The 25,374-nt window shown below is 39.7% G+C and carries 26 protein-coding genes and 1 pseudogene; 16 read left to right on the forward strand and 11 right to left on the reverse strand.

Translation table 11 applies throughout. The annotated features are described in order from the left end of the window. The first annotated feature begins 93 nt into the window (after window positions 1-93). A complete protein-coding gene (gene ubiD, locus GM698_RS03105; RefSeq protein WP_176807492.1) occupies window positions 94-1,557 on the forward strand; it encodes a 4-hydroxy-3-polyprenylbenzoate decarboxylase in 1,464 nt (487 codons plus the stop codon). Between the two features lie 89 nt (window positions 1,558-1,646). Here ubiD and GM698_RS03110 read toward each other — a convergent pair whose 3' ends face one another. Continuing rightward, window positions 1,647-2,471 carry an AraC family transcriptional regulator gene (locus tag GM698_RS03110; RefSeq protein WP_176807493.1) on the reverse strand — a complete coding sequence of 275 codons (825 nt, stop codon included), beginning with the start codon at window positions 2,469-2,471 and terminating at the stop codon, window positions 1,647-1,649. A gap of 133 nt (window positions 2,472-2,604) precedes the next feature. Between GM698_RS03110 and GM698_RS03115 the strand changes: the two genes are divergently transcribed. From GM698_RS03115 to GM698_RS03125, 3 genes are all read left to right on the forward strand, one after another. Beyond that, window positions 2,605-3,450, forward strand: coding sequence for a cysteine hydrolase (locus tag GM698_RS03115; protein ID WP_209289640.1), 846 nt, complete (start codon window positions 2,605-2,607; stop codon window positions 3,448-3,450). Window positions 3,451-3,904: 454 nt separating this feature from the next. After that, window positions 3,905-6,838 (forward strand): ribonuclease E, encoded by a 2,934-nt coding sequence (gene rne / locus GM698_RS03120; RefSeq protein ID WP_176812239.1) that lies wholly within the window; start codon window positions 3,905-3,907, stop codon window positions 6,836-6,838. A gap of 98 nt (window positions 6,839-6,936) precedes the next feature. Beyond that, a complete protein-coding gene (locus GM698_RS03125) occupies window positions 6,937-7,464 on the forward strand; it encodes a hypothetical protein (protein WP_176812238.1) in 528 nt (175 codons plus the stop codon). A gap of 67 nt (window positions 7,465-7,531) precedes the next feature. On the opposite strand, the gene lysM is transcribed toward GM698_RS03125, so the two are convergent. Beyond that, window positions 7,532-7,975 (reverse strand): peptidoglycan-binding protein LysM, encoded by a 444-nt coding sequence (gene lysM, locus GM698_RS03130; RefSeq protein WP_159629093.1) that lies wholly within the window; start codon window positions 7,973-7,975, stop codon window positions 7,532-7,534. Window positions 7,976-8,211: 236 nt separating this feature from the next. Here lysM and GM698_RS03135 point away from each other — a divergent pair, with 236 nt between their 5' ends. From GM698_RS03135 to GM698_RS03175, 10 genes and pseudogenes are all read left to right on the forward strand, one after another. Then, window positions 8,212-8,649: a DNA polymerase III subunit chi gene (locus GM698_RS03135; RefSeq protein WP_159629092.1), complete on the forward strand. Its 438-nt coding sequence runs from the start codon at window positions 8,212-8,214 to the stop codon at window positions 8,647-8,649. Next, complete coding sequence (locus GM698_RS03140) at window positions 8,643-9,092, forward strand: GNAT family N-acetyltransferase (protein ID WP_209289641.1); 450 nt, start codon at window positions 8,643-8,645, stop codon at window positions 9,090-9,092. The genes GM698_RS03135 and GM698_RS03140 overlap by 7 nt, the downstream gene beginning before the upstream one ends. A 2-nt stretch (window positions 9,093-9,094) precedes the next feature. Next, on the forward strand, window positions 9,095-10,021 hold the full coding sequence (locus GM698_RS03145; protein ID WP_176812236.1) for a restriction endonuclease: 927 nt from the start codon (window positions 9,095-9,097) through the stop codon (window positions 10,019-10,021). 38 nt (window positions 10,022-10,059) lie between these two features. Continuing rightward, a complete protein-coding gene (locus GM698_RS03150; protein ID WP_209289642.1) occupies window positions 10,060-10,230 on the forward strand; it encodes a hypothetical protein in 171 nt (56 codons plus the stop codon). Next, window positions 10,220-10,763, forward strand: a pseudogene (locus GM698_RS03155) (hypothetical protein). Before GM698_RS03150 ends, GM698_RS03155 begins: the two are co-directional and overlap by 11 nt. A 34-nt stretch (window positions 10,764-10,797) precedes the next feature. Further along, window positions 10,798-11,184 (forward strand): Fic family protein, encoded by a 387-nt coding sequence (locus GM698_RS10555; RefSeq protein ID WP_245189281.1) that lies wholly within the window; start codon window positions 10,798-10,800, stop codon window positions 11,182-11,184. Further along, complete coding sequence (locus tag GM698_RS10560) at window positions 11,144-11,446, forward strand: Fic family protein (protein WP_245189282.1); 303 nt, start codon at window positions 11,144-11,146, stop codon at window positions 11,444-11,446. Before GM698_RS10555 ends, GM698_RS10560 begins: the two co-directional genes overlap by 41 nt. Window position 11,447: 1 nt before the next feature. After that, on the forward strand, window positions 11,448-11,618 hold the full coding sequence (locus tag GM698_RS03165; RefSeq protein WP_167325175.1) for a hypothetical protein: 171 nt from the start codon (window positions 11,448-11,450) through the stop codon (window positions 11,616-11,618). Between the two features lie 81 nt (window positions 11,619-11,699). Further along, entirely contained in the window at window positions 11,700-12,773 is a 1,074-nt protein-coding gene (locus GM698_RS03170; RefSeq protein WP_176812234.1) for a hypothetical protein, read from the forward strand. A 16-nt stretch (window positions 12,774-12,789) separates the two neighbouring features. Beyond that, window positions 12,790-15,654 (forward strand): valine--tRNA ligase, encoded by a 2,865-nt coding sequence (locus GM698_RS03175; protein WP_209289643.1) that lies wholly within the window; start codon window positions 12,790-12,792, stop codon window positions 15,652-15,654. Window positions 15,655-15,723: 69 nt separating this feature from the next. Here the strand turns inward: GM698_RS03175 and GM698_RS03180 are convergent, their stop codons facing one another. From GM698_RS03180 to nudE, 8 genes are all read right to left on the reverse strand, one after another. Further along, on the reverse strand, window positions 15,724-16,317 hold the full coding sequence (locus GM698_RS03180) for an SGNH/GDSL hydrolase family protein (RefSeq protein WP_176807505.1): 594 nt from the start codon (window positions 16,315-16,317) through the stop codon (window positions 15,724-15,726). A 135-nt stretch (window positions 16,318-16,452) separates the two neighbouring features. Then, on the reverse strand, window positions 16,453-17,907 hold the full coding sequence (gene gnd / locus GM698_RS03185) for a decarboxylating NADP(+)-dependent phosphogluconate dehydrogenase (protein WP_176807506.1): 1,455 nt from the start codon (window positions 17,905-17,907) through the stop codon (window positions 16,453-16,455). 108 nt (window positions 17,908-18,015) lie between these two features. After that, window positions 18,016-18,708, reverse strand: a complete 693-nt coding sequence (locus tag GM698_RS03190; RefSeq protein WP_209289644.1) for an aspartate/glutamate racemase family protein — start codon at window positions 18,706-18,708, stop codon at window positions 18,016-18,018. Between the two features lie 9 nt (window positions 18,709-18,717). Continuing rightward, on the reverse strand, window positions 18,718-19,314 hold the full coding sequence (locus GM698_RS03195) for a hypothetical protein (RefSeq protein WP_209289645.1): 597 nt from the start codon (window positions 19,312-19,314) through the stop codon (window positions 18,718-18,720). Further along, a complete protein-coding gene (pgl, locus tag GM698_RS03200; RefSeq protein WP_209289646.1) occupies window positions 19,307-20,026 on the reverse strand; it encodes a 6-phosphogluconolactonase in 720 nt (239 codons plus the stop codon). The genes GM698_RS03195 and pgl overlap by 8 nt, the downstream gene beginning before the upstream one ends. A gap of 82 nt (window positions 20,027-20,108) precedes the next feature. Beyond that, window positions 20,109-21,599: a glucose-6-phosphate dehydrogenase gene (gene zwf / locus GM698_RS03205; RefSeq protein ID WP_209289647.1), complete on the reverse strand. Its 1,491-nt coding sequence runs from the start codon at window positions 21,597-21,599 to the stop codon at window positions 20,109-20,111. A gap of 78 nt (window positions 21,600-21,677) precedes the next feature. Continuing rightward, on the reverse strand, window positions 21,678-22,496 hold the full coding sequence (gene cysQ / locus GM698_RS03210; protein WP_209289648.1) for a 3'(2'),5'-bisphosphate nucleotidase CysQ: 819 nt from the start codon (window positions 22,494-22,496) through the stop codon (window positions 21,678-21,680). 30 nt (window positions 22,497-22,526) lie between these two features. Continuing rightward, a complete protein-coding gene (gene nudE / locus GM698_RS03215; RefSeq protein ID WP_159629080.1) occupies window positions 22,527-23,072 on the reverse strand; it encodes an ADP compounds hydrolase NudE in 546 nt (181 codons plus the stop codon). A 99-nt stretch (window positions 23,073-23,171) separates the two neighbouring features. On the opposite strand from nudE, the gene hslR reads away from it, so the two are divergent. Beyond that, window positions 23,172-23,582 carry a ribosome-associated heat shock protein Hsp15 gene (gene hslR, locus GM698_RS03220; RefSeq protein ID WP_159629079.1) on the forward strand — a complete coding sequence of 137 codons (411 nt, stop codon included), beginning with the start codon at window positions 23,172-23,174 and terminating at the stop codon, window positions 23,580-23,582. A 164-nt stretch (window positions 23,583-23,746) separates the two neighbouring features. Then, complete coding sequence (gene hslO, locus GM698_RS03225; RefSeq protein ID WP_209289649.1) at window positions 23,747-24,640, forward strand: Hsp33 family molecular chaperone HslO; 894 nt, start codon at window positions 23,747-23,749, stop codon at window positions 24,638-24,640. Window positions 24,641-24,721: 81 nt separating this feature from the next. On the opposite strand, the gene hisIE is transcribed toward hslO, so the two are convergent. After that, window positions 24,722-25,357 (reverse strand): bifunctional phosphoribosyl-AMP cyclohydrolase/phosphoribosyl-ATP diphosphatase HisIE, encoded by a 636-nt coding sequence (gene hisIE, locus GM698_RS03230; protein ID WP_176807513.1) that lies wholly within the window; start codon window positions 25,355-25,357, stop codon window positions 24,722-24,724. Window positions 25,358-25,374 lie beyond the last annotated feature (17 nt).

Genomic DNA, 25,374 nt, shown 5'->3' on the forward strand with positions numbered 1-25,374 from the left:
CAAAACCAAACAAAATTTCTATAATTTTTTTATGGGTATTTTTCATCAGCTTTTTTTTATATACTTGCAAAAAAATTCAGAAATATGACCGCTATGAAATATAAAAACTTACGAGAATTCCTAGATTTACTTGAGGCACAAGGCGATTTGGTTCGTATTACACAAGAAATTGATCCTTATTTAGAAATGACGGAAATTGCAGACCGTACCTTACGCAAAGGCGGGCCTGCATTACTTTTTGAAAACCCGAAAGGGAGCCAAATTCCTGTGTTATGCAATTTATTCGGCACACCAAAGCGTGTGGCGATGGGAATGGGGCAAGAAGATACCAAAGCCCTGCGTGAGCTAGGCAAACTGCTCGCCTTTTTAAAAGAGCCCGAACCACCAAAAGGCTTTAAAGATTTAATCGGGCAATTACCGCAATGGAAACAAATTCTCAATATGCCACCTAAAGTGTTAAACAGAGCGGAATGTCAGCAAATAGTGATTACGGGCGATGAGGTCGATCTAACCACATTGCCTATTATGCACTGCTGGAAAGGCGATGTTGCCCCACTGGTCACCTGGGGCTTAACGATCACGCAAGGCCCTTACAAAAAACGGCAAAATCTAGGTATTTATCGCCAGCAGTTGATCAGCAAAAACAAGCTGATTATGCGTTGGCTCTCTCACCGTGGCGGAGCATTGGATTTCCAAGAATGGAAAGCAGAAAACCCTGATAAACCCTTTCCTGTTTCAGTAGCAATTGGGGCAGATCCTGCGACCATTCTGGCAGCGGTCACGCCAATTCCCGATACGCTTTCGGAATATGCGTTTGCAGGGCTCTTGCGTGGGCATAAAACGGAAGTGGTGAAATCCATTTCTAACGATTTAGACGTGCCAGCAAGTGCGGAAATTGTGCTAGAAGGTTATATTGATCTCAATGAAACCGCCCTTGAAGGCCCTTATGGCGACCACACGGGCTACTACAACGAACAGGAATATTTCCCCGTATTTACTGTTACGCATATCACAATGCGAAAAGATGCCATTTACCACAGCACCTACACAGGCAGACCGCCTGATGAACCAGCGGTATTGGGCGAAGCGTTGAATGAAGTGTTTATTCCAATTTTGCAGAAACAATTCCCTGAAATTGTGGATTTTTATCTTCCGCCAGAGGGCTGCTCCTATCGCCTTGCGGTGGTGACAATCAAAAAACAATACGCAGGGCACGCCAAGCGAGTGATGATGGGGGTTTGGTCGTTCCTTCGCCAGTTTATGTATACCAAATTTGTGATTGTATGCGATGACGATGTGAACGCTCGTGATTGGAAAGATGTGATTTGGGCAATAACTACCCGCTGCGACCCCGCTCGAGATACCACAATGATTGAACACACGCCAATTGATTACCTCGATTTTGCCTCTCCAGTTGCTGGTTTAGGATCCAAAATGGGCATCGATGCTACTAATAAATGGACCGGAGAAACCACCCGAGAATGGGGAACACCCATCGAAAAAGATGACAATGTGGTAAAACGCGTTGATGAGATTTGGGATTCCCTTGGTATTTAGGGCAATATTTAACCGCTTGTTAAACATAAACAAGCGGTTAAATTTTTTAAGATTTTTACCCTTCTGCTCTACATTCGATTCGAATAATGTTACGTCTCTTTATTTTGTGCCAGCCATTCGGTTGGCGAAAGTCCTAATTCTCGCATAAAAACACGGCTGAGTGCAGCGTTATGGCTGTATCCAACCTGCTCTGCCACTAACGCCACTGGCATACCTTTTTTTAATAAATGTTGTGCCACTGCAAGTCGCCAGTTGGTGAGGTAATCCATCGGTGAAATACCCATAATTTGTTTAAAATAAGCTGCAAATCGTGAGCGAGACATCAATGCAACATTTGCTAAATCCTCAACATTCCAATCTTGTGCTGGTGCATTATGAATGGCTAAGAGCACTTTCCCTAGTTGCTTATCAGCCAAACCTTTTAACAAACCAGTCTGAATATACCCTTTTTCTAAACATTGACGGGCGACTTTCAACGTAAAATAAGCACACAAATGGTGGATTATTGCCTGATAACCACAGCCTTTCTGATTCACTTCACTAAAAATTTGATCGGCTAAAACGCCTAATTCAGGGTACTCTACCAAATCTAAGATCACAATATTATGCAAGGTATGCGTTAATGGATTTCGAATCCCTTTCCCAAAATCAAAATTAATGCAGAAGATATCTAACCCACTATCATCTAAGGGGTGCAAACTGTGCAAAATATTGGTCGGTGAAAAAATAATCGCTGGACGTTCAATCGCAAGAGGACGTTCAGCAGCTTGATTTAACATAAAACGCCCTTGACGCACAAAATGTAAATAGCCCTTATTCTCTTCATTAAAAGTCCCAATTTGACATAACTGACCAAGATGAAATAAATCCGTACGAAACTGAAATTGGGTAAAAAGGTGTGTCAAACTATCCACATTAAGCTCCTTGGGTAAACAATCAAGACGAACGGTTAAAACAAAATATATGTAGCCACTATAATAGCAATCCGTTCGATAACACAAGTTATCGTTACAATTTGTATATCTATTTAATTTAATTGGGAGAGTAATGATGTCACAAGCACAATTTGAAGAAATCAACCAAGCACGCCGTCAAGCACTTAACCACGGCTCTCGTATTGCAATGGCAGCTGGCGTATTAGGTGCATTAGGGATTGCCTCAAGTGCAAATGCCAAACAAGCCACTGTAGAAAAATCACCTTATGCCGAGCCAGAACAATATGGTTTAAAACGTCATGGAATGACGATTGATCCAACACGCGTGGCATTAGTCATCGTTGATCCACAAATTGATTTCCTAAGTCCGAAAGGTATTATGTGGGGCGTGTTAGGTGATTCTATCAAAGAGAATAACACAGTAGCCAACATTGAAAGTTTATTCAAAACAGCAAAAGCGGTAGATATGCCAACATTTGTTTCGCCACACTATTATTACCCAACCGACCACAAATGGGAATTTGGTTCGCCAGGCGAACATTTTATGCACGATAGCGGAATGTTTGCAAGAAAAGGACAATACACGATGGAGGGCTTCGAAAACTCAGGTGCGGATTTTATGCCTGAGTATAAACCATACATTTTTGATGGCAAAACGGTGATTACCTCTCCACATAAAGTCTTTGGCCCAGAAACTAATGACTTAGTATTACAGCTTCGTAAACGTAAGATAGACCAAGTTATTTTAGCTGGTATGGCTGCAAACTTATGTATTGATTCACATTTGCGTGAGTTAATTGAACAAGGTTTTGAAGTCACAGTTGTGAAAGATGCAACAGCAGGTCCCCGTATTCCTGAAGGTGACGGCTATCTTGCCGCATTAACTAACTATCGCATTATCGCTAATGACCTATGGACCACTGAAGATGCAGTGAAAAAAATGACAGCAAAAGCATAATATTATGCCTTACAAGCGGTTGAATTTCGCTCTTTTTTTGCAAATTTAACCGCTTTTATATCATTCTTATCTCCCAATATTTACAACAAATCTCATTTTTCCTTTAATTCTCCTATTTCGACTTTTGCTATATTCATACCCATAAAATAACAGCTACCATTGAATAATTACCTTGCTTTTAAAAGGCGTAAAATGCGATAATACACCGTTATTTTTGCCTGCAAAAAGCAACAGAACAATTGCAAAAATTTAAGTGAAAATAACCGCTTGTAAAAGCGTTTTACCAACTATAAGTGATTGATTTTGCAGTTTCTTTGAGACAAGAAAAAGTAAACGTAAGACAAATATCCGCACTTTTTATTGGGAATTTAGACAGTCGTGAGATAGACGCAAAAAATAATTCCTGTGAAATGGGTAAAAGCCCGTATAAAAATCAAAATAATGAGAAAACACAATGAAAAGAATGTTAATCAATGCAACTCAAAAAGAGGAGTTGCGTGTTGCCCTTGTTGATGGGCAACGTTTATTTGACTTGGATATTGAAAGTCCAGGCCACGAACAGAAAAAATCAAATATCTACAAAGGTAAAATTACCCGTGTTGAACCAAGCCTTGAAGCAGCATTCGTAGATTATGGTGCAGAACGCCACGGCTTCCTACCTTTAAAAGAAATTTCCCGTGAATACTTCCCATCAGGCTATGTGTTTAATGGTCGTCCAAATATCAAAGATATTATCCAAGAAGGGCAGGAAGTTATCATTCAAGTCAGCAAAGAAGAGCGTGGTAATAAAGGTGCAGCCCTAACTACTTTTATCTCACTTGCTGGCAGCTACTTAGTGTTAATGCCAAACAATCCTCGTGCGGGTGGTATTTCTCGTCGTATTGAAGGCGATGAGCGTTTAGAATTAAAAGAGGCTTTAGACTGCCTAGATGTGCCTGAAGATGTTGGCTTAATCGTACGTACCGCTGGTGTAGGCAAATCGCCAGAAGAGTTACAATGGGACTTAAAAGTGCTATTGCATCACTGGGATGCAATTAAAAAAGCAGCAGAATCTCGCCCTGCTCCGTTCTTAATCCATCAAGAAAGTGATGTGATTGTGCGTGCAATTCGTGATTACCTACGCCGTGATATTGGCGAAATACTCATCGATAACAAAAAAGTGTTTGAAAAAGCAAAAAACCACATCCGCTTGGTTCGCCCAGATTTCATCAACAGAGTTCGTTTGTATGAAGGCGAAGTACCGCTTTTCAGTCACTATCAAATCGAATCACAAATCGAATCAGCTTTCCAACGTGAGGTCCGTTTACCGTCTGGCGGTTCAATTGTGATTGATGTCACTGAGGCACTGACAGCCATTGACATTAACTCTTCACGTTCAACCCGTGGTGGCGATATTGAAGAAACAGCACTTAATACCAATTTAGAAGCGGCAGATGAAATTGCTCGTCAATTACGTTTGCGAGACTTAGGCGGGTTAATTGTCATTGATTTCATTGATATGACACCTATTCGCCACCAGCGTGAAGTAGAAAACCGCATTCGTGAAGCGACTCGCCAAGACCGTGCAAGAATCCAATTTGCTCGCATTTCTCGTTTCGGCTTACTTGAAATGAGCCGTCAGCGTTTAAGCCCTTCGTTAAGTGAGGCATCATCGCATATCTGCCCTCGCTGCCGGGGAACAGGTAAAGTCCGTGATAATGAATCTATCGCGCTTTCTATCTTACGTTTATTGGAAGAGGAGGCAATTAAAGAAAACACGGCTCAAGTTCATACAATTGTGCCAGTACAAATTGCAACGTATTTGTTAAATGAAAAACGTAAAACGATTTCAAGCATTGAAAAACGCCACGATGTTCAAATTATGGTTGTGCCATCTGAAAGTATGGAAACCCCGCACTTTGCAGTGTATCGTCTGCGTGAAAATGAAGTAACGCCAACTCTAAGTTATGATTTAACTAAACATTACGAAGATCATTCTGAAGAAGAACACTGTCATCACCATCACCAACAAGATGATGTTTTAGTGACTCGTAATGAGCCCGTTATTACCGTTGAATCTGTATTACAAAGCACGGAATTAAATCTCCAATCAGCTCCAACGCCAGCAAAACCGACTAAGCCATCGTTACTAAGCCGTTTAATGACAAAAATTAAAGCCTGGTTCAAAGAGGAAGAAGAAGAGAAAAAACCAAAAGCGAAAACACGCAACCATCGTGATCGTCGCCAACGCCGTGAACGCCCTAGCCGTCAGACTAAGGCTGAAAATCAAGAGCGTAAACAACAGACTCAAACAGTTGTACAAGAAGAAAAACCAGCTCGTACTGAGAAAAAACAACGCCGTGCAGTGGTAGAAGAAATCACAGCTGTAACTGAAACTCAAACAAGCCGTACGAATCATCAGCAAAATCAAACTGAGCGTCGCCAACGCCGTGAGTTACGCAAAAAAGTCCGAGTAGAAACGGCAGATGCCTCAAGTGAAAATGTAGCACTTTCAAAAACAGACACTTCCACCGTTAAAGTGAATGATGTTGAACAAGTGCAAAAAAATATGGAAATTCAACCGCTTGTAGCAACAACAGAAACAGTCACAGAAACTCGTGATAACAACCGCCAGCGTCGTTTACCTCGCCACTTACGTGTAGGTAATCAGCGTCGCCGTGAAAATCAGCCTAGCAACCTAGCTCCGTCAATACCATTAGTGGCAGCAGTTGCTTCCCCTGAACTTGCTAGCGGTAAAGTTTGGATACAATTTGCAACCCCCGTAAAAACAGAAGAAAAAGCACAATTTTTATCCGTTGATCAGATGCTTGAACAACAAGAGAAAAAATCTATTCTTGAAGAAAAGCAAAAAGTAACCGAAAAGAAAGCCCATTCTGTGAGCCCGCTAGGTGGATTTGTAACACAGCCAACTCACCGTGATTTGGTTAAGGAAAAGCAAGCAGAACAAGCCAATCCACCAGCAGAAAAAACGTCTGAACTAGACGTGCAAAAAGCAGAAGTAAAAGAACATATTGCACCATTTGGCAATGTGGTCACCCAACTTTCTGAGCGTGATTTAGTTAAAGAAAAGAATGAGCGTGTTGGCAAGTTCCAATCAAAGGCAACTATTGCACCAGCCATTGAAGCAGATCCACAACAAGCGATTGAAATACCAGTTTCAAACTATGAAGGTAGCTATAGTTTTAATGGTCGATTAGGCACATTCTCTCGTGCTGAACACACCAAAGCAGAAATGACAGTGACCACACTACCAACCGAAAATTTAGACACTTTTGCTATCACCGAATGGCAAAATTCTAAATACTATTTCTACGGTAAAGGTTTCGGTGGCTACAGCGGTGCAGTGAGCCAAGTGCAGTCCGCTCCTCGCTCAACGGGTGTTGAATAAACATTTAGCCATTTTTTAATATTGAACTTTTTATAGTTTAATTAAACTAAGCAAATACATTAACAAAATGTGTTTACTTTTAATTTAAGGAATTCGGAATGAAAAAAACCTTTTTATCTTTATTAGTGTTAAGTGCCACATTGGCACTTGCAGCTTGCGATCAAGCAAAAGAATCAGCAAAAACAACATCAGATAAAGCAGATGAAGTTAAAGCAGCGGTAACTGAAAAAGCAACTGAAGTTAAAGATGCAACGAAAGAAGTTATTCAATCAACCGCTAATAAGACAGAAGAAACTAAAAATGCAGTTGTTGAAAAAGCAGCAGAAGCAAAAATAGAGGCGGATGCTAAAATGGCAGAATTAAAAGAAGCCGTACAAGATGCTACACAAACTGCTTCAGATAAAACTGAAGAAACAAAAAATGCAATTGTTGAAAAAGCAGCAGAAGCAAAAGCCGCGACAGACACTAAAGCAGCTGAATTAAAACAAGCAGCCCAAGATGCCACACAAGCTACCGCGGAAAAAGCTGAAGCAGCAAAAAATACAGTCATTGAAAAAGCTGCCGAGTTAAAAGAAACAACAAAAGAGAAAATAGAAGAAGTGAAACAAGCTATAGAAAATAAATAATCTTATTTATACATTTCTGTTTTGATAAAAAAGAGCTAAACTCTAATAAGTTTAGCTCTTTTCTTATTTATAGATTTTTCGGAATACGAATTTTCTGACCTGGGAAGATTTTGTTTTCATCTTTAATCACTTCTTTATTTGCCTCAACAATCGCCTTATATTTTGCACCATTGCCGTATGCTTTTGCTGCGATTTCCCATAATGTATCGCCTTTTTGAATCACATAGAACTCATCATCGCCAGCTAACTGCGCTTCTCTTGCAAGTTGTATAGCATCGATATTTACATTAGTAATACCTGCCACATTTCCTGCCATTAATACCGCTTTTTCCACAGCAGCTGCCGTTGAGGCTATACCAGAAATCTTCGCCACACCATTTTCAACCGTTACGTTCATATTTTCAACGCCTGGATTATCTTGGCTTATATGCTCAGTTACCGCTTTTGACGCATCTTCTTCTTTGTTAAATAATTTACGACCGATGTCGCCCACAAAATCAAATAAACCCATAGTAAATTCCTTATAAAATATTGAATAAGAGTAACATTCTACACATTTCCTACCATTGAAATAGTGTATTACCTATTTAGAACAAACAAAATGTAATTAGTTCCACCTTTAATCCTAATACAAGCGGTGCGTTTTCGGATATTTTTTGCAAAAATAGCGGCTTAGATTTTATATTTCCTCGATTTTCAGCTAAAATCTAAGGCATAAATAGCTTTTAGATTTTCTAGGAATATTCTGTGAAACAAGTGCAATTTTATCTTTTAAGCCAAACCGATTCAGCCAACATTTCAGCCGCTGAAGATCAGGCTTGCGAACTGGCAGCTAAAGCTTGGCGATTAGGTAAGCGCGTGCTTATTGCCTGTGAAACAGAACAACAAGCACTGAATATTGACGAAGCACTTTGGGCAAGAGATCCTGATTCCTTTGTGCCACATAATTTATCGGGAGAAATCACGGCTTACCCAACACCGATTGAAATTTCTTGGAAAGGCAAACGCAACGCACAACATCGAGACTTACTCATCTCGCTACAAACAGATCTCCCCGATTTTATTAACAGCTTCCATCACATTATTGATTTTGTGCCAGTTGAAGAAACCGCTAAAGCACAAGCTCGTGAACGCTATAAACAATATCGCCAACTAGGCTGGCAGTTGGAAACGGTGCAATGTTAAACACCCTAAATTGGCAAATTAAGACTTTTAAGCAACTTTCTACTCAAGAGCTGTTTGAAATCTACCAAGCTCGCACAGCAGTTTTTGTGGTAGAGCAACATTGCCCGTATCAAGAGGTTGATGATAAAGATTTGCAAGCGGTGCATTTCTTTGCAAAAAATGCAAAAAATCTGACCGCTTACTGTCGCTTAATCCCCGATTCAGATGGCATTCACCTCGGCAGAGTATTAGTAGTGAAAGAATATCGTAGAGCAGGCTTAGCAAGGGAATTAGTACAAAAAGCGATGGATTACAGCCGAAAGCATTTCTCAGGCCTACCAATTCACGCCCAAGCCCAAAGCTACCTGCAAGAGTTTTATGAGAGCTTTGGTTTTCGGGCAATTTCGGGCGTATATTTGGAAGATGGGATTGAGCATTTGGATATGATTCTAGCAAAGGAATAGAAATGAAATTTGAAGCAATGAACAGAAAACAGCAAGAAGCATTTCTAATGCCTATTCTTGTTAAAATACTTCAAAATCTTGGTGGCGAAGCACAAAAGAAAGAGTTGATTAAAGAGCTGAAAGAATCCGTCAATCAAATTCCCGAGTATATTATTGAAGAAACAAAACCAAGAAATAAAAGAGATGGTACTTATCGCCCTTTTTACTTTGTATTAAATTTTAGTATTACTAATTTAGAAATGGCAGGCTTCTTAACTCGTCCACAAAGAGGTGTGCTTGTTTTAACACAAAAGGGACTCACTTGTAATATAGATCATCTTAAAAATAATCTTGATCGAGACGTTTATGCAATTTCCAATTTAGCCTGGAAAGCCAGAAGTAAAATTAATCAAGCTAAAATAAATATTTCTATTCCAAATGAAGAGTTTGATGAAGATGATGATAGTGAGATCATTAATAGTTCTGAACAATGGAAAGCTCAATTAAAACAGCTTCTCTTTTCAATGCCTCCACAAAAGTTTGAAATTTTCTGCCGTGCCTTAGTCAAGAAAATGGGTGTAGATATTGATGAAAGTAAAGGTGTATCCGCTAGTAGAGATGGAGGCTTGGATGGATATGGTTACATCACTTCTGACGAGTTTCGCACTACTCGAGTAGCTATTCAGGCTAAACGTTGGAATGATAATACTAAAATTGGCACACCCGAAATTGATAAATTTGCAGGAGCAATGTCATATAGCAATGCTGAGTTCGGTATTTTTATTACTACCGCAGACTTTACCCGAGATGGAATAGAACGAGCAAGAAGCGGACAACGCCCAATTACACTTATCAATGGCGATAAAATTATTGACTTAGTTGAAAAATATCAACTTTATATTAAGCCTATAACGACTTTCCAATTAGAAAGTTTTTATACTGAATTATAAATAGTTTTAGATAGCCACTTTTATTTAGGAGGATATAAATGACAAGTCGTGAAGAATTACTCAAAAAACAACGTGAGCTGGATATTCTCTTTACTGCGTGGTTTGAAGAAAAGAAAAAGCACGAAGTGCTGACCTACCGCCGTGAAAATGGGGATTTGATTGAACATTATCCAGATGGTACGGAAAAAGTGATTGAATATGCACAATAATCTGGCAATTTTTTACTGTGGCACAAACGGGGCTGGAAAATCTACTTTACGATTTTTTTAATCAAGATAAAGTCGAAATTGTGATTGATTCCGATAATATTGCGATGCAGATTAACCCGACTAATCCAAGATTAGCCGATATTGAAGCAGGCAGAAAAGCGATTGAGTTATTTCAATTTGCGGTAAAAAATCAGATTGCGTTTTCAATGGAATCCACGCTTTCTGGCAAGTCTATTTTAAAAAGAATGGAAAATGCCAAAGCAGAAAATTTCAGAACTCGATTAAATTATATTGGTGTTGATGACCCTGATATTAACATTGAACGGGTAAAGGCACGAGTGAAAACCGGCGGACATTTTATTGATGCGATTTTTATCAATGATGAAACGCTGATTTATGATAATTCAGACACAAAGCCGAATTTGATTTTGCAGATTACAAATAAACAGATTATTCAAATTTCAGTGAAATTGCCAAAATGGTGTGGTGATCTTTGTGATGAGTTATCAGACTTAGGATTTAAGGTTATGTAGTACAAGCGGTTAGATTTCTAGGAAAATTTGCAAAATGAATCATAAATTAGCCCAAATCGATCAGCTAAAAAATCAGCTTACGCAATATCGCCCGCTTTCTGAATCCGAAGTAAAGCGTTTGCGTGAAGAATTTATTATCGAAAGTTCATATAATTCCAATGCGATTGAAGGTAATACGATTACCTTGCGTGAAACCGTGCTGATTTTAAAAGAGGGAATGACGATTGCGGAAAAGCCGCTGCGGGAACATTTGGATATTATCGGTTTTAAAGATGCGTTTAATTATATTTATGCATTAGTTGCCAATAATGAACCGTTGAGCAAGCGAACGATTAAAGATATTCATTCGTTGGTATTAATGAATAATGCTGAAAGCCGAGGTGTTTATCGCAAAATTCCGGTGCGAATTAGAGGCGATTAGTTGGTTACATTTAGCCTTTGAAAGCATTCATCCATTTATTAACGGCAATGGGCGAACTGGGCGATTACTGATTAACTTTGAATTATTGAAACACGGCTATTTGCCTGTGGATATAAAATTTACCCATCGAGCAAACTATTACCAATGTTTTGATGATTTCCATAAAAATCAGCAAGATATCAGTAGTTTGGTTGAATTGATTAGTCGGTATGAATTAACTGAATTGGAAAGGTATTTGGCGATTTTGAAACATAGGACATAAAATGACAAGCCGTGAAGAATTACTCAAAAAACAACGAGAGCTGGATATTCTCTTTACCGCGTGGTTTGAAGAAAAGAAAAAGCACGAAGTGCTGACGTATCGCCGAGAAAATGGAGATTTAATCCAGCATTATCCGGACGGTACAGAAAAAGTGATTAAATATGCACAATAATCTAAGAATTTTCTACTATGGAACGCATAGCACAGATAAATTTTGAGAGATTTTTGTGAAAAAGCATTAACTGGAGGGGTTATGTCTGAAAATTTAGAATCAACAATAAAATCAATAGATCTTATAAAGGGTGAAATTATTATTAATGGCATTAATAATAACCAAGACATCTATTGTAAAAAGTATTTTTATGAACAATGTTTCTCAGCAAAAGAGTTAGAAATTTTAACTGTTGGTACTAAAGTTAGATTTAATATCACAAAAAAAGGAAATTACCTTTATGCAAATAGTTTAGAAATAATAAGTGTTACTTCAACAATCAAAAGCATAAAGGAAAATTTAATTATCAACAAAGTCAATGAACAGCAAGAGAAAGATTTTGTTTGTTCAGCATCATATTATGAGAAAACCCTGACTGAGGAACAAATCAGTAAACTTAAAATAGGTGATACAGTTTCTTTTAAACCTATTGTTAATGAAAAAGGATATTTTGCACAAAATTTAGTAATTCATAGCAAACCTAGTAATCCCATTGAAGACGTATCTAAAGTTGTACTAAAAGCAATCAATACAAAAGCACTGGCAGATGAACTCAATAGTAAAATTTTAGATAGCTTTGAACATATTAAAAAAGGCGATGAATTTGAAGATTTCTGTTTATTTATTTTTAGATTATTAGGTGTTTCAGAACTCTATGCAATACCTCGAAATAATGCTGCAGGCAAACCTGATGGAATGTTTAAAGTATATAACGCTTCAACTAATACCCCAAGATTAGAGGTAATATATGATTGCACTCTCAATACTGAATGGAAAAAGATCAAAGAAGTTCAATTAAAAAATTATGTTAATCAGATCTGTAATGAATATATACAAATCGAATATACATATCAATCGCATAGTATTGATAAGAATATTAAAGAAAAAATCTTATTAAGTAGTAATGCCGATAAACAAATTTGGGTTGTAACAAAGAATAAAAGTAGAACTATTTCCAAAGAGCAGATCAAAGTGAAAGAAAATGAGATATCTATTTCAATAAAAGAAATTTCCATTATAGATTTGATCTCTCTTACCTATAAAAAATATTTAGATCATACATACACAAGGATGGATGAGCTAGCAGATAAATTAAAAAATTTAGGTAGTAATTAATTATAGAGAAACCCCAATGACAAAACAATTCACAATGGAAGACCGTTTTAACCCTTCCGCCGTAGAGCAAGCGCTCTACCAACACTGGGAATCGCAAGGCTATTTCAAACCGAGCGAAGATGTTAATGCACCAAGCTACTGTATCGCTATTCCGCCGCCGAATGTGACAGGTAGCTTACATATGGGGCACGCGTTCCAGCAAACCTTAATGGATACGCTGATCCGCTTTAACCGTATGGAGGGTAACAATACCCTTTGGCAGGCGGGCACTGACCACGCGGGAATTGCAACCCAAATGGTGGTGGAGCGTAAAATCGCTGCTGAAGAGGGTAAAACCCGCCACGATTATGGGCGTGAGGCGTTTATCAATAAAATTTGGGATTGGAAAGCCTATTCAGGCGGGACGATCAGCCAGCAAATGCGTCGTCTCGGTAACTCGATTGACTGGGATCGTGAGCGTTTTACGATGGACGAAGGCTTGTCTAATGCGGTGAAAGAGGTGTTCGTTCGCCTGCACGAAGAGGGCCTAATTTACCGTGGCAAACGCTTGGTAAACTGGGATCCAAAACTGCACACCGCCATTTCTGATTTGGAAGTGGAAAACAAAGAGAGCAAAGGCTCGCTTTGGCATTTCCGCTATCCGCTCGCTAACGGAGCGAAAACTGCTGAGGGCTTGGATTATTTGGTGGTAGCGACTACTCGTCCTGAAACAATGCTGGGCGATACTGCGGTTGCCGTTCACCCAGAAGATGAGCGTTATCAATCGCTGATTGGTAAAACTGTCGTGTTACCACTTGCCAACCGTGAAATTCCGATTATTGCCGATGAGTATGTGGATCGTGAATTTGGTACCGGCGTGGTGAAAATTACCCCAGCACACGATTTCAACGACTATGAAGTGGGCAAACGCCACGGCTTGCCGATGGTGAATATCCTCACCTTAAATGCGGATATTCGTGATACAGCAGAAATTATCGGCACAGACGGCAAACCTTTGCAAAATTACACCGCAAACATACCGCTTGATTATCAAGGCTTAGAGCGTTTTGCGGCTCGTAAAAAAATCGTGGCGGATTTTGAAGCCTTAGGCTTGCTCGATCAAATCAAACCGCACGACTTAAAAGTGCCTTATGGCGACCGTGGCGGCGTGCCGATTGAGCCGATGCTGACCGACCAATGGTATGTTAGCGTGAAACCGCTTGCGGAAGTCGCCACCAAAGCGGTGGAAGACGGCGAAATCCAATTCGTGCCGAAACAGTACGAAAACCTTTATTTCTCGTGGATGCGTGATATTCAAGACTGGTGTATCTCTCGCCAACTTTGGTGGGGACACCGCATTCCAGCGTGGTATGACGAGCAAGGTAACGTCTATGTCGCTCGTGATGAAGCCGAAGTGCGTACAAAACACAACTTACCTGCGGATTTAGCCTTAAAACAAGATGAAGACGTGCTGGATACTTGGTTTTCCTCTGGTTTATGGACGTTCTCAACCCTCGGCTGGCCAGAACAAACCAAAGAATTGAAAATGTTCCACCCGACCGATGTATTAATCACGGGCTTTGACATCATCTTCTTCTGGGTTGCTCGAATGATTATGTTCACAATGCACTTCATTAAAGATGAAAACGGCAAACCGCAAGTGCCGTTCAAAACCGTGTATGTAACGGGCTTAATCCGTGACGAGCAAGGGCAGAAAATGTCCAAATCGAAAGGTAACGTGCTTGACCCGATTGATATGATTGACGGCATTTCCCTTGAAGATCTCTTGGAAAAACGCACAGGCAATATGATGCAGCCGCAACTTGCCGAAAAAATCGCCAAAGCGACCCGTAAAGAATTTGCGGACGGCATTGTGGCACACGGTACGGACGCTCTGCGTTTCACGCTTGCAGCTCTAGCAAGTAACGGTCGAGACATCAACTGGGATATGAAACGCCTTGAAGGCTATCGTAACTTCTGTAACAAATTATGGAATGCAAGCCGCTATGTGCTAACCAATGACAAGCTCGATTTAAGCGAAGGCGAAGTGGAATGTAGCCTCGCAGATCGTTGGATTCAAAGCCAATTTAATAGAACAGTAGAAGCTGTTCGTTTAGGGCTTTCGCAATACCGTTTTGACTTGGTGGCGAATGCGATCTACGAGTTCACTTGGGATCAATTCTGTGACTGGTACTTAGAGCTAACCAAACCGATCTTCTTCAAAGGCAACGACGCACAACGCCGTGGGGCAAGCCGTACATTGGTAAATGTGTTGGAAAAATTACTGCGTTTAATCCACCCAGTAATGCCGTTCATCACCGAAGAAATCTGGCAGAAAGTCAAAGGCTTCTTGGATATTTCCGCCGATACCATTATGTTGCAAAAATTCCCACAATTTGACCCGCTTACGATTGACGAACAAGCCGAAAACCAAATCAACTTCATTAAAGAAGTGATTGTGGCAGTGCGTAATATTCGTGCAGAAAGCAACATCGCCCCAAGCAAAGGCTTAGATCTGATTGCTCGTAACTTCTCGAATGATGAAGTCACCATTCTCAACGCCAATGAAGTCTTGCTTAAATCAATGGCGAAACTGGATAGCGTGAAAGTGCTGGAAAATGGCGAAAACGCACCGCTATCTGTCGCGAAATTAGTGGCAAATGGCGAGATCTTGATCCCAATGGCAGGCTTTATCAACAAAGATGCCGAACTGGCACGTTTAACCAAAGAGATGGATAAACTCAAAGGTGAAGTAGCTCGTATTGAAGGCAAACTCGCAAACGACGCCTTCGTCGCGAAAGCCCCAGAGCAAGTGATAGCCAAAGAGCGTGAAAAAATGCAAGAGTATCTGAGTGGATTGGAGAAATTGCAGGTGCAGTATCAAGAAATTGAGGCACTGTAATTGATAACAAGCGGTCAGGATTTTATCAAATTTTGCAAAAATCTGGACCGCTTGATCTTTTATTAAAAACTATAAATTAGCTTCCAAAATCGCTTTTAAGCGATCATATCCCGCCTGAGTAAAATGCAAGCCATCGTGGCATAAGTTCAGATCAAGCTTGCCTTCTTCATTTTCAAAATGTGTCCAGCTTTTCACATAAGTGAGATAAGACGGGCAATTTGCCTCAAAATAGGCGTTCATCTCTTTAATTGCTGGGTTATCGGTAGTGGCGATATTATTAACTGGTGTTGCCTCTAACAAGAAATAGCGGGAACCCGGTGAAATAGCTTTTAGGCTTGCCACAATTTCCTCAATCCAATCTAACACTTGTTTTGGTGAATAGTCTGGCTCTTTAACGATGTCGTTCACACCAAGAAAAATAAAGACGTTTTTGCCTACATATTGAATACGGTTTGGCTTAATAATCACATCTAAATATTGGCGGGTGCTGGTACCGGACAAACCTAAATTCGCCACGCTCTGTCCTGCCAAACTTGGCGTACCTTGTTCCATATCGTCCCACATATCGAACAAAGAGTGTCCGATAAGCGTAATATCCGCTTGCTTCTCAAATTCAGCTTGTTTAGTTTGATAACGATTAAAAATATCTTGATCGGTTAGCATAGGTTCTCCTTATATAGTCTTGAAATATTACTCCATTATTATACACCTTTGAAAATATTTACTCCAAGATATATTAACAACAATTCACCATAAAAAAGCCACTTAATGTTTACATCAAATGGCTTGGAAAATTAATTACACGTCATAAGTGGTTGATGCAGTATTACCACCACGGCCTGTCCAGTTAGTGTGGAAGAACTCACCACGTGGTTTGTCGGTGCGTTCATAAGTATGAGCTCCGAAATAGTCACGTTGAGCTTGTAGCAAGTTCGCTGGCACACGCTCTGAAGTATAGCCATCTAAGAACGTAATTGCAGATGCCATACAAGGTACTGGTAAACCAATTTCAATTGATTTTGCTACCACTTTACGCCAATCCGCTAAGCAATTTTCTAAAATTTCTTTGAAATATGGATCTGAGCCTAAGAACACTAAGTATGGATTTGCTTCATACGCATCACGGATATTGCCTAAAAAACGGCTACGAATAATACAACCTTCACGCCATAATAACGCTGTGCCACCGTAGTTGATGTCCCAACCGAATTGCTCAGATGCCTCACGAATTAACATAAAGCCTTGTGCGTAAGAAATAATTTTTGAAGCTAATAACGCACGGCGAACGGCTTCCACCCACTCTTTTTTATCACCTTCAACTTTGCCAATCTCTTTGTTGAACAATCTTGAAGCTGCCACACGCTGATCTTTAAATGCCGATACACAACGAGCAAATACCGATTCGGTAATCAAAGTTAATGGAATACCGAAATCAAGGGCATTGATACCCGTCCATTTACCTGTCCCTTTTTGACCTGCCGTATCAAGAATTTTTTCCACTAATGGCTCACCATCTTCATCTTTATAAGCAAGAATTTCTGTGGTGATGTCCACTAAATAACTGTCTAATTCCGTGTTTTGCCACTCTTTGAAAATATCGTGCATTTCAGAATACGATAAACCTAAACCATCTTTTAAGAACTGATAGGCTTCACAGATTAATTGCATATCACCATATTCGATACCATTGTGAACCATTTTCACGAAATGACCAGAACCATCACGGCCAACCCAGTCACAACAAGGCTCACCTTGCTCAGTTTTTGCTGAAATTGCTTGGAAAATCGGTTTTACATATTGCCACGCAGATTCATCACCACCTGGCATAATTGATGGTCCGTGACGTGCACCTTCTTCACCGCCTGAAACACCAGAACCGATAAAACGAATGCCTTTTTCTGCCAAATCTTGGACACGACGGTTAGTATCTGGATAATTTGAGTTACCGCCATCAATAATGATGTCGCCCTCTTCCAAATGGGGTACCAACGCCTCAATAAATTGATCTACTACCTCACCAGCTCGAACCATTAACATTACACGACGAGGCTTCTCAAGCTTAGATACTAAATCTTCTAACGAATACGCCCCGATGATGTTGGTGTCTTTTGCAGGACCAGCTAAAAACTCATCGACTTTTGAGGTCGTGCGGTTATAGGCAACGACTTTAAAGCCGTTATCGTTCATATTTAAAATAAGGTTTTGACCCATTACGGCGAGTCCAATCACGCCGATATCGCCTTTTTGTGACATTCTTTGCTCCTGTTGGTTTTTAATTCTGTACAAGCGGTTGGATTTGATTAAAATTTTGCAAAAAATTTAATCAATTTGACCGCTTGTAAATATCAAACTATCTCTTATTTAGTGACCTAAAATAAACTGCACCGCCATTTGGCTATGCAATTCTGCGGTATCAAAAAACGGTAATTCGCTGTCTGATTGTTTAATCAATAAACCAATTTCAGTACAGCCTAAAATAACACCTTCTGCCCCTTGTTCCTGCAGCTTCTTAATGGTTTCAAGATAAAACGATTTTGAACTTTCTTCAATTTTCCCTAAGCATAATTCATCAAAAATAATCCGATGAATCTCTTTTTGCGTGCTTTCGTCTGGCACAATAGGCGTAATACCCCGCTCAAGTAAACCATCACGATAAAAATTATCGCTCATTGTAAACTGTGTGCCAAGTAGAGCAACTTTACTCATTCCTCTTGACTGAATTGTATCGGCAACACAATCTAAAATATGCAGAAATGGAACCGAAATAGGATTGCTAATTTGATCAGCTATTTTATGCATTGTATTAGTTGCTAATAAAATGCCCTCAGCTCCTGCTTGCTCTAATAATCTAGCCTGCTCTGCAAGCACTTCTCCTGAGCGTTGCCAATTCCCTTGTTTTTGGTATTGAACGATTTCTTCAAAATTCACACTTGAAACAAGCATTTTTGCACTGGTATTTCCACCTAATGCTTGATTAACAGCACGGTTAATATGTATATAATAAGAAACCGTACTTTCTGCACTCATTCCACCTAAAATACCTAATGTTTTCATATATATTCCTTATTTCAGTATAATTATATTTGTGAATTGCCTACTATTTATTTTATGTTCCATTTCTTTAAATTCATATTTGAATTTATCTAGTTCAAATTTCAAAAGTAAACAAATTTCTGTAAAAGCCATCAAAACTAACAGAGATATAGCCGATTGTATTGTATCTATTTTAGACTGAATTATTGTCCCTATTATAAATAAAATAAGAAAAAGTATAATATAGAGAAACTTATACCCTTTTAAACTAAGCTTAGGCTCTTTTCTCAAAAAAAATTTGTTGTCTTTATAAGACAATAGTTTATTTTTATTCAATTTTGTTACAACTATCAATTCAGATAGAGGAACTCCACTTGCGATTAATTGTTCAACTTGTTCAAAAGAATAAGATCTAAAATAACTAATCGTTCGACAGAATGCATCCTGAACTAGAGGCTTTTGCTTTTGTAATCTTTCCCAATTTTTTTCTTGTAATATAAATTTAGAAATTTGATCAAAATCTTTAAAATTTCTTTTATATATAAATTCAATTTGGAATTTGTATATAGCAAATATAAATGTTAATGCTGATATAATATACGGCATCATTTCAGTAATCTCATTCATTGCTATCTCTTATTACAACAGCCTTCGCCGCATCATTATCCAAATACCATTCCGTCACCCCATCTTTGGCTTTGATTTTAGCGGCTGGGTAAGGTAAATCTTCTGCCGGTGTGATTTGGATTTCTTTTACAATTTCCGCTTTTGAACTGCCTGTTACCAAATAAGTAATGCGTTTGGCTTTTTCAATGAGTGAAGCGGTTTTAGAAATACGAATTTGCCCTGTTTCAGGGTGTTTGGCAATTACTGCCACATTTTGATCGTCAAAATTGGTTTGGTGAGGGAAAAGTGAGGCTGTGTGACCATCATTCCCCATACCTAAAATAATCCAGTCAAATTCAAGGTTTGGCACGCAAGCGGTTAATTCTTGTGAAAATCTTACAAGCTCCTGCTCTACATCTTCTTCACCACGAATACGGTGGATATTTTCTTCGGGGATTTCGATATGGTCGAATAACAATTTTTGCACTTCACCGTAGTTACTTTCAGGATCAGTTGGGTGAACCATTCGATCATCACCCCACCAAAAATGGAGATTTTGCCACTGAATTTCGGTGTTAAATGGAGCTTGAGCCAACGTTTTAAATAATAATTTCGGCGTTGAACCACCAGAAAGTGAAATATGCACTGGGCGGTTTTGTTCGCTGTAGGCTTTAAACTCTTTAGCGATTTGCTCGACTGCAGATTGTGCTGTTGGGAAAATCTTAGTTTGCATCATCATTTCCTTGTAAGGTGTATGTCATACACCCATTACAATATTTCGGGCATGCGATGCACGCCGCTATATTGATTATTTATTAAACCTTTTTCTTCATCATTCCTGATGGTTTACGCCATACTCTGCCGTGTTTTGCAATGAGCTTATCCGCTTCTGTCGGACCCCAAGTGCCAGATTCATATTCATAAACACGACCACGATTTGCTTTGTATTCCAAAATCGGCTGCACAAATCGCCAGCAAGCGTGAACTGCATCGGTACGAGCAAAAAGTGTTGCATCGCCTTTTAACGCATCTAACAATAAGCGTTCATAAGCCGTTAATAGGCTTGAAGAAGAGCTTAGATCTGAATAGCGGAAATCCATCGAGACTTCCTTCGCCTCAAAACCAGCCCCTGGTTTTTTTAAGCCAAAACGCATTGAAATACCTTCATCAGGTTGAACACGAATAATGAGTTTATTCTCTGGTGCATTTTGGCTAAATACTGGATGTGGCGTAGTTTTAAAGTGAATTACAATTTCAGTAATACGTGTTGGTAAACGCTTACCCGTACGCACATAGAAAGGCACGCCAGCCCAGCGCCAGTTATCAATCTCACATTTTACCGCCATAAAAGTTTCCGTGTTTGAATCTGGAGGCACGCCATTTTCTTCTACATAAGCAGGTAACTCTTTACCATCAACCGTGCCACGTGCATACTGCCCTAACACCACGTTATTTTTAACATCTTCTTCGGTTAATGGATGCAAACAGTGCAACACTTTCGCGACTTCATCACGCATTGAGTTGGCGTTAATAATCGCAGGCGGTTCCATTGCTACCATTGCTAACACTTGCAATAGATGATTTTGGAACATATCACGCATTGCCCCCGAATCATCATAATAACCGCCACGATCTTCTACGCCTATAGATTCCGCACCAGTAATTTCCACATAATCAATAAAGTTGCGATTCCAAAGCGGCTCAAATAAACCATTTGAAAAGCGTAACACAAGCAAGTTTTGTACCGTTTCTTTACCTAAATAGTGGTCAATACGGTAGATTTGATGTTCTGCAAAGTATTTATGAATTTGAACATCTAATTTTTTTGCGGTTTCAATATCATAGCCAAACGGTTTTTCAACAATAATACGCTTCCAGCCAGTTTCTTCAGTCGTCAAATCGTGAGCGGCTAAACATTCAGGAATCGTACCGTATAAGCTCGGTGGTGTTGAGAGATAGTAAAGCGTGTTACCTGCGGTTTGATATTTTTCGTGTAATTCACCAAGACGAGGAAGTAATTTGGCATAATCTGCCGCATCAGAAGTATTTAATGCTTGATAATAGAGATGTTCACAAAATGAATCTAATTCACCTCCTTCTGCTTTCTCAAATTTTACTAACGCATCACGCATTTTTTTACGAAAGGTTTTATCGGTTAAATCAGAACGAGAAACGCCTAATACCGAGAAATGTTCGCCCAATCTTCCAATTTTGTATAAATTATAAAGTGCAGGAATCAGTTTACGAAAGGTTAAATCGCCAGACGCACCAAAAATGACCACGCAACTATTTTCAGCATTATTCATTTATATAATCCTATTAATTCTAATTGTTAAAATATTGTTGAGTGCAAGATTATCATAAAAATTGCTAATGGGAACTACCTATTTGAATAAAAATATTTTATCCCAATTTAGTGAGCTGTTTTTAACCATCACAAAGTAAGGATTAATAAAGGTTTCACGCAGGTTATAAGTTAATGGCGAGAAATCAAAGTCGAACACAGCTCCCCCCACTTCTTTAAGCAACACTTCTGCCACAGCGGTATCCCACTCGCCAGTATCACCAAAACGAATATAACAATCCGCTTTACCTTCCGCCACCAAGCCTGCTTTTAAGCTACTTGAACCATATTGCAAAAACTGAACCTCACGCCCACCTACAGTTTGCAAGGCTTTATCAGCTTGAATTTGGCTACCAACAGTAATTACTAACGGTTTTTCCTCACAGTAAGGCGTGCTTACAAGCGGTCGAGTTTTGCCATTTTCTTGCAAAAATGCACCGCTTGCTTCCATAGCAAAATAGAGTTTATCCACGATTGGCGCGTAAATTACGCCCAACACAGGCTGATTTTTCTCGCCTCTTTTCTGCACCAAGCCAATCACAATCGAAAACTGATCTGTACGGTTAATAAATTGCTGAGTGCCATCTAACGGATCGATAATCCAATATTCCTGCCATTGATTACGCTCAGACAAGGCAATATTGCAACTTTCCTCAGACAAAACAGGAATATCTGGCGTAAGTTGTGTTAAACGTTCGGTTAATAATTGGCTAATAAACAGATCTGCCTCTGTCACTGGGGTATCATCTGGCTTAATTTTCACCGCTACCGAACGAGTGTAGAGCTGTATTAAGTGCTCACCAGCCTCTTTCGCAATGGCGATAATATTATCAAGTAGTTGTTGGTTTAACGTTTGCATTTTGCCCCCGAAAGGCTTGTTCTTTTTCGCTTATTTATTTTTCAAATAATCTCTTAACATAAACAACGCAGATAAATTACGTGATTCTGCAAAACAGGGATCTGCTAATAAATCATCAATTTTATCTAACGGATAACGTACTATTTCCAATGGTTCAGGCTCATCACCCTCTAATTTAGAAAGGTAAAGATCTTCTGCCACAAAAACGTGCATTAAACCATACATATGGCTTGGAGAGCTGTAAAGTGAACGCAAAAAATCTAATTTTTTCGCCCCAAAACCTATCTCTTCCTGCAATTCTCGGTTAGCACTCTCAATCGGCTCCTCGCCTGCATCAACAATACCTTTTGGAAAACTTAACTCATAACGCTCAGAGCCAACGGCATACTCTTTAATCATAATCAATTCATTATCTTGAATTGGCATTACCAGCACCGCAGAACGACGCTGTGGTGTTAAACGTTCGTAAACCCGCTCTTCTCCATTAGAAAAACGCAGATCAATAGATTGCACCTCGAAAATACGTGTTTTCGCAAGCGTGGTAATTTTTAGAATGTCAGGAAGCTGTTTTCTCATTTTTCTCTCACCTTTTTATTAGGGTGTGTTTTCATTTTAGTTGAAAAAACACATTTTTGCTCTAATATTTCAACTATTGTTTTGATTTTAAGGCAGAAAATGAAAAATAAAAACGAAAAAGAAAAACAGGAAATCCGTTTAGACAAATGGCTTTGGGCAGCTCGCTTTTACAAAACACGCACCATTGCAAAGGCGATGATTGAAGGTGGAAAAGTGCATTATAACGGGCAACGAGCGAAAGTAAGTAAAGCGGTAGAAATTGGTGCAACCATCAAACTCCGTCAAGGCAACGAAGAAAAAGAGATCGAAGTGTTGGCATTAAACGACCAACGACGCGGAGCCTTAGAGGCACAACTGCTCTATCAAGAAACGGAAAAAAGCGTCAAGCACCGTGAGGCAATGGCATTTGCCCGTAAAGCGAATGCCCTTTCTATGCCACACCCAGATCGCCGTCCAAACAAAAAAGAGCGGAGAGAGTTAATCAAATTCAAAGAACAAGAATTTGGCTAATTACCGAATGAATTTGCCCTTGCAATCAAAAAAATAATCCTTATATTGAGAGCATCTTACAGCGGTGAGCAGTTGGCTCACCTTTTATTTTTACAAGCGGTTACATTTCCACAAAAATGTGCAAATTTTCAGCCAAAATCGACCGCTTGCAACGAGGAATCACAATGAACTACACCAAAGACAACGACAAACTCTATCGCTATTTATTCAAAGATCGTGCGGTGCGTGGCGAATGGGTGCGTTTAAATAATACGTTCACGGAAACGCTCAACACCCACGCCTATCCCAAAGCCGTACAAAATTTGCTAGGCGAAATGCTCGTTGCCACCAGCCTTTTAACCGCCACAATGAAATTTAACGGCACGATCACCGTGCAAATTCAAGGCGATGGTCCGTTAAAATTAGCGGTGGTAAACGGCAACGATAATCAACAACTACGTGCTTTAGCCCGTGTTCAAGCAGACATTCCAGACAATGCCACATTAGCAGAGATGCTAGGCAACGGCGTGTTGGTCATTTCGATTATCCCAACAGATGGCGAACGCTATCAAGGCGTAATTGCCTTAGATAAACCCACGATTCGTGAATGTTTGGAAGATTATTTTGAGCGTTCAGAACAGCTACAAACGCACCTAATTATTCGCAACGGCGAATATGATGGCAAAGCAGTGGCGGCTGGAATGTTGCTACAAATTATGCCAGATGGCACAGGAACTCGTGATGATTTCGAGCATTTAGCCACCTTAACTGAAACGGTAAAAGACGAAGAATTATTCGGCTTGGAAGCAGAGGAATTGCTTTACCGCCTCTACCACGAAGAACAAGTGGAAATCTATCCGCCACAAGATACCGAGTTCAAATGCGGTTGCTCAAGAGAGCGTTCAGGCTCAGCATTACTGCTCGTGCCAGCAGACGAAATCGACGAGATGTTAGCGGAAAAACAAGGCGTGATCGATATGCAATGCGAATGCTGCGGCACCCAATATTTCTTTGATAAAACAGCGATTGAAAGCTTTAAAGAAGAGGCAGAAAAATTAAGTCAATTAGGCTTAAATTAATCTCTCTACTAAAACAAGCGGTCAAATTTCGATGATTTTTTGCAATTTGTAAAAAATAGAAGAAATTCGACCGCTTGTGCTTTATTTATTTGAACCCTCAGGGTGCAAGCCAATCCCTTTATGGCGTTCTTTCAATTTTGCATTCACTTCCGCCCAAGAGAGATCTGCGTTGTGCAATAACACCGTTAAATGGTAAGCCAGATCCGCCACTTCGCTTACTAACTCTTCCCGATCATTTTTCATTGCTGCAATCACGCTCTCCACCGCTTCTTCTCCCACTTTTTGAGCAATTTTCGGCGTGCCTTTGGCGTAAAGTTTAGCCGTATAAGAACTATCTGGATCCGCATTTTTACGCTCTGCGATCATTCGCTCGAATTTAGAGAAAAAGATCCAATCGGGCTGTTCTTGTTCAAATTGATGAAAACAGCTCTCTGCCCCGGTGTGACAAGTTTCACCAATCGGATTAGCAAGAATGAGCAGGGTATCGTTGTCGCAATCAAGGCTGAAATCCACCACATTCAAAAAATTGCCCGAGGTTTCACCTTTTGTCCATAAGCGTTGCTTGGTGCGAGAGTAGAACGTCACTCGTTTTTCATTGAGCGTTTTTTCTAGGGCTTCGGCGTTCATATAGCCAAGCATTAACACTTCGCAGGTTTGGGCATTTTGGACGATAACGGGCAATAAACCGTCCACTTTTTGCCAATCAATATTTTGCATGTTCACTTCTCTCTATT

Origin of the sequence: Mannheimia sp. ZY171111, from assembly GCF_017750945.1 — a bacterium.
Classification (GTDB): Bacteria; Pseudomonadota; Gammaproteobacteria; order Enterobacterales; family Pasteurellaceae; genus Mannheimia; species Mannheimia pernigra.

Bases quoted from the DNA above. Each gene is read 5' to 3' on its own strand.
- hisIE (WP_176807513.1), bottom strand. From the start codon at position 25,357: ATGCAAAATATTGATTGGCAAAAAGTGGACGGTTTATTGCCCGTTATC.
- pgl (WP_209289646.1), bottom strand. From the start codon at position 20,026: ATGCAAACTAAGATTTTCCCAACAGCACAATCTGCAGTCGAGCAAATC.
- GM698_RS03150 (WP_209289642.1), top strand. From the start codon at position 10,060: ATGACAAGTCGTGAAGAATTACTCAAAAAACAACGTGAGCTGGATATT.
- GM698_RS03180 (WP_176807505.1), bottom strand. From the start codon at position 16,317: ATGCTAACCGATCAAGATATTTTTAATCGTTATCAAACTAAACAAGCT.
- lysM (WP_159629093.1), bottom strand. From the start codon at position 7,975: ATGGGTTTATTTGATTTTGTGGGCGACATCGGTCGTAAATTATTTAAC.
- GM698_RS03170 (WP_176812234.1), top strand. From the start codon at position 11,700: ATGTCTGAAAATTTAGAATCAACAATAAAATCAATAGATCTTATAAAG.
- GM698_RS03175 (WP_209289643.1), top strand. From the start codon at position 12,790: ATGACAAAACAATTCACAATGGAAGACCGTTTTAACCCTTCCGCCGTA.
- hslR (WP_159629079.1), top strand. From the start codon at position 23,172: ATGAAAAATAAAAACGAAAAAGAAAAACAGGAAATCCGTTTAGACAAA.
- hslO (WP_209289649.1), top strand. From the start codon at position 23,747: ATGAACTACACCAAAGACAACGACAAACTCTATCGCTATTTATTCAAA.
- GM698_RS03165 (WP_167325175.1), top strand. From the start codon at position 11,448: ATGACAAGCCGTGAAGAATTACTCAAAAAACAACGAGAGCTGGATATT.
- GM698_RS03115 (WP_209289640.1), top strand. From the start codon at position 2,605: ATGATGTCACAAGCACAATTTGAAGAAATCAACCAAGCACGCCGTCAA.
- GM698_RS03145 (WP_176812236.1), top strand. From the start codon at position 9,095: ATGAAATTTGAAGCAATGAACAGAAAACAGCAAGAAGCATTTCTAATG.
- cysQ (WP_209289648.1), bottom strand. From the start codon at position 22,496: ATGCAAACGTTAAACCAACAACTACTTGATAATATTATCGCCATTGCG.
- nudE (WP_159629080.1), bottom strand. From the start codon at position 23,072: ATGAGAAAACAGCTTCCTGACATTCTAAAAATTACCACGCTTGCGAAA.
- rne (WP_176812239.1), top strand. From the start codon at position 3,905: ATGAAAAGAATGTTAATCAATGCAACTCAAAAAGAGGAGTTGCGTGTT.
- GM698_RS03190 (WP_209289644.1), bottom strand. From the start codon at position 18,708: ATGAAAACATTAGGTATTTTAGGTGGAATGAGTGCAGAAAGTACGGTT.
- zwf (WP_209289647.1), bottom strand. From the start codon at position 21,599: ATGAATAATGCTGAAAATAGTTGCGTGGTCATTTTTGGTGCGTCTGGC.
- GM698_RS10555 (WP_245189281.1), top strand. From the start codon at position 10,798: ATGAATCATAAATTAGCCCAAATCGATCAGCTAAAAAATCAGCTTACG.
- GM698_RS03125 (WP_176812238.1), top strand. From the start codon at position 6,937: ATGAAAAAAACCTTTTTATCTTTATTAGTGTTAAGTGCCACATTGGCA.
- GM698_RS03195 (WP_209289645.1), bottom strand. From the start codon at position 19,314: ATGAATGAGATTACTGAAATGATGCCGTATATTATATCAGCATTAACA.
- GM698_RS03140 (WP_209289641.1), top strand. From the start codon at position 8,643: ATGTTAAACACCCTAAATTGGCAAATTAAGACTTTTAAGCAACTTTCT.
- gnd (WP_176807506.1), bottom strand. From the start codon at position 17,907: ATGTCACAAAAAGGCGATATCGGCGTGATTGGACTCGCCGTAATGGGT.
- ubiD (WP_176807492.1), top strand. From the start codon at position 94: ATGAAATATAAAAACTTACGAGAATTCCTAGATTTACTTGAGGCACAA.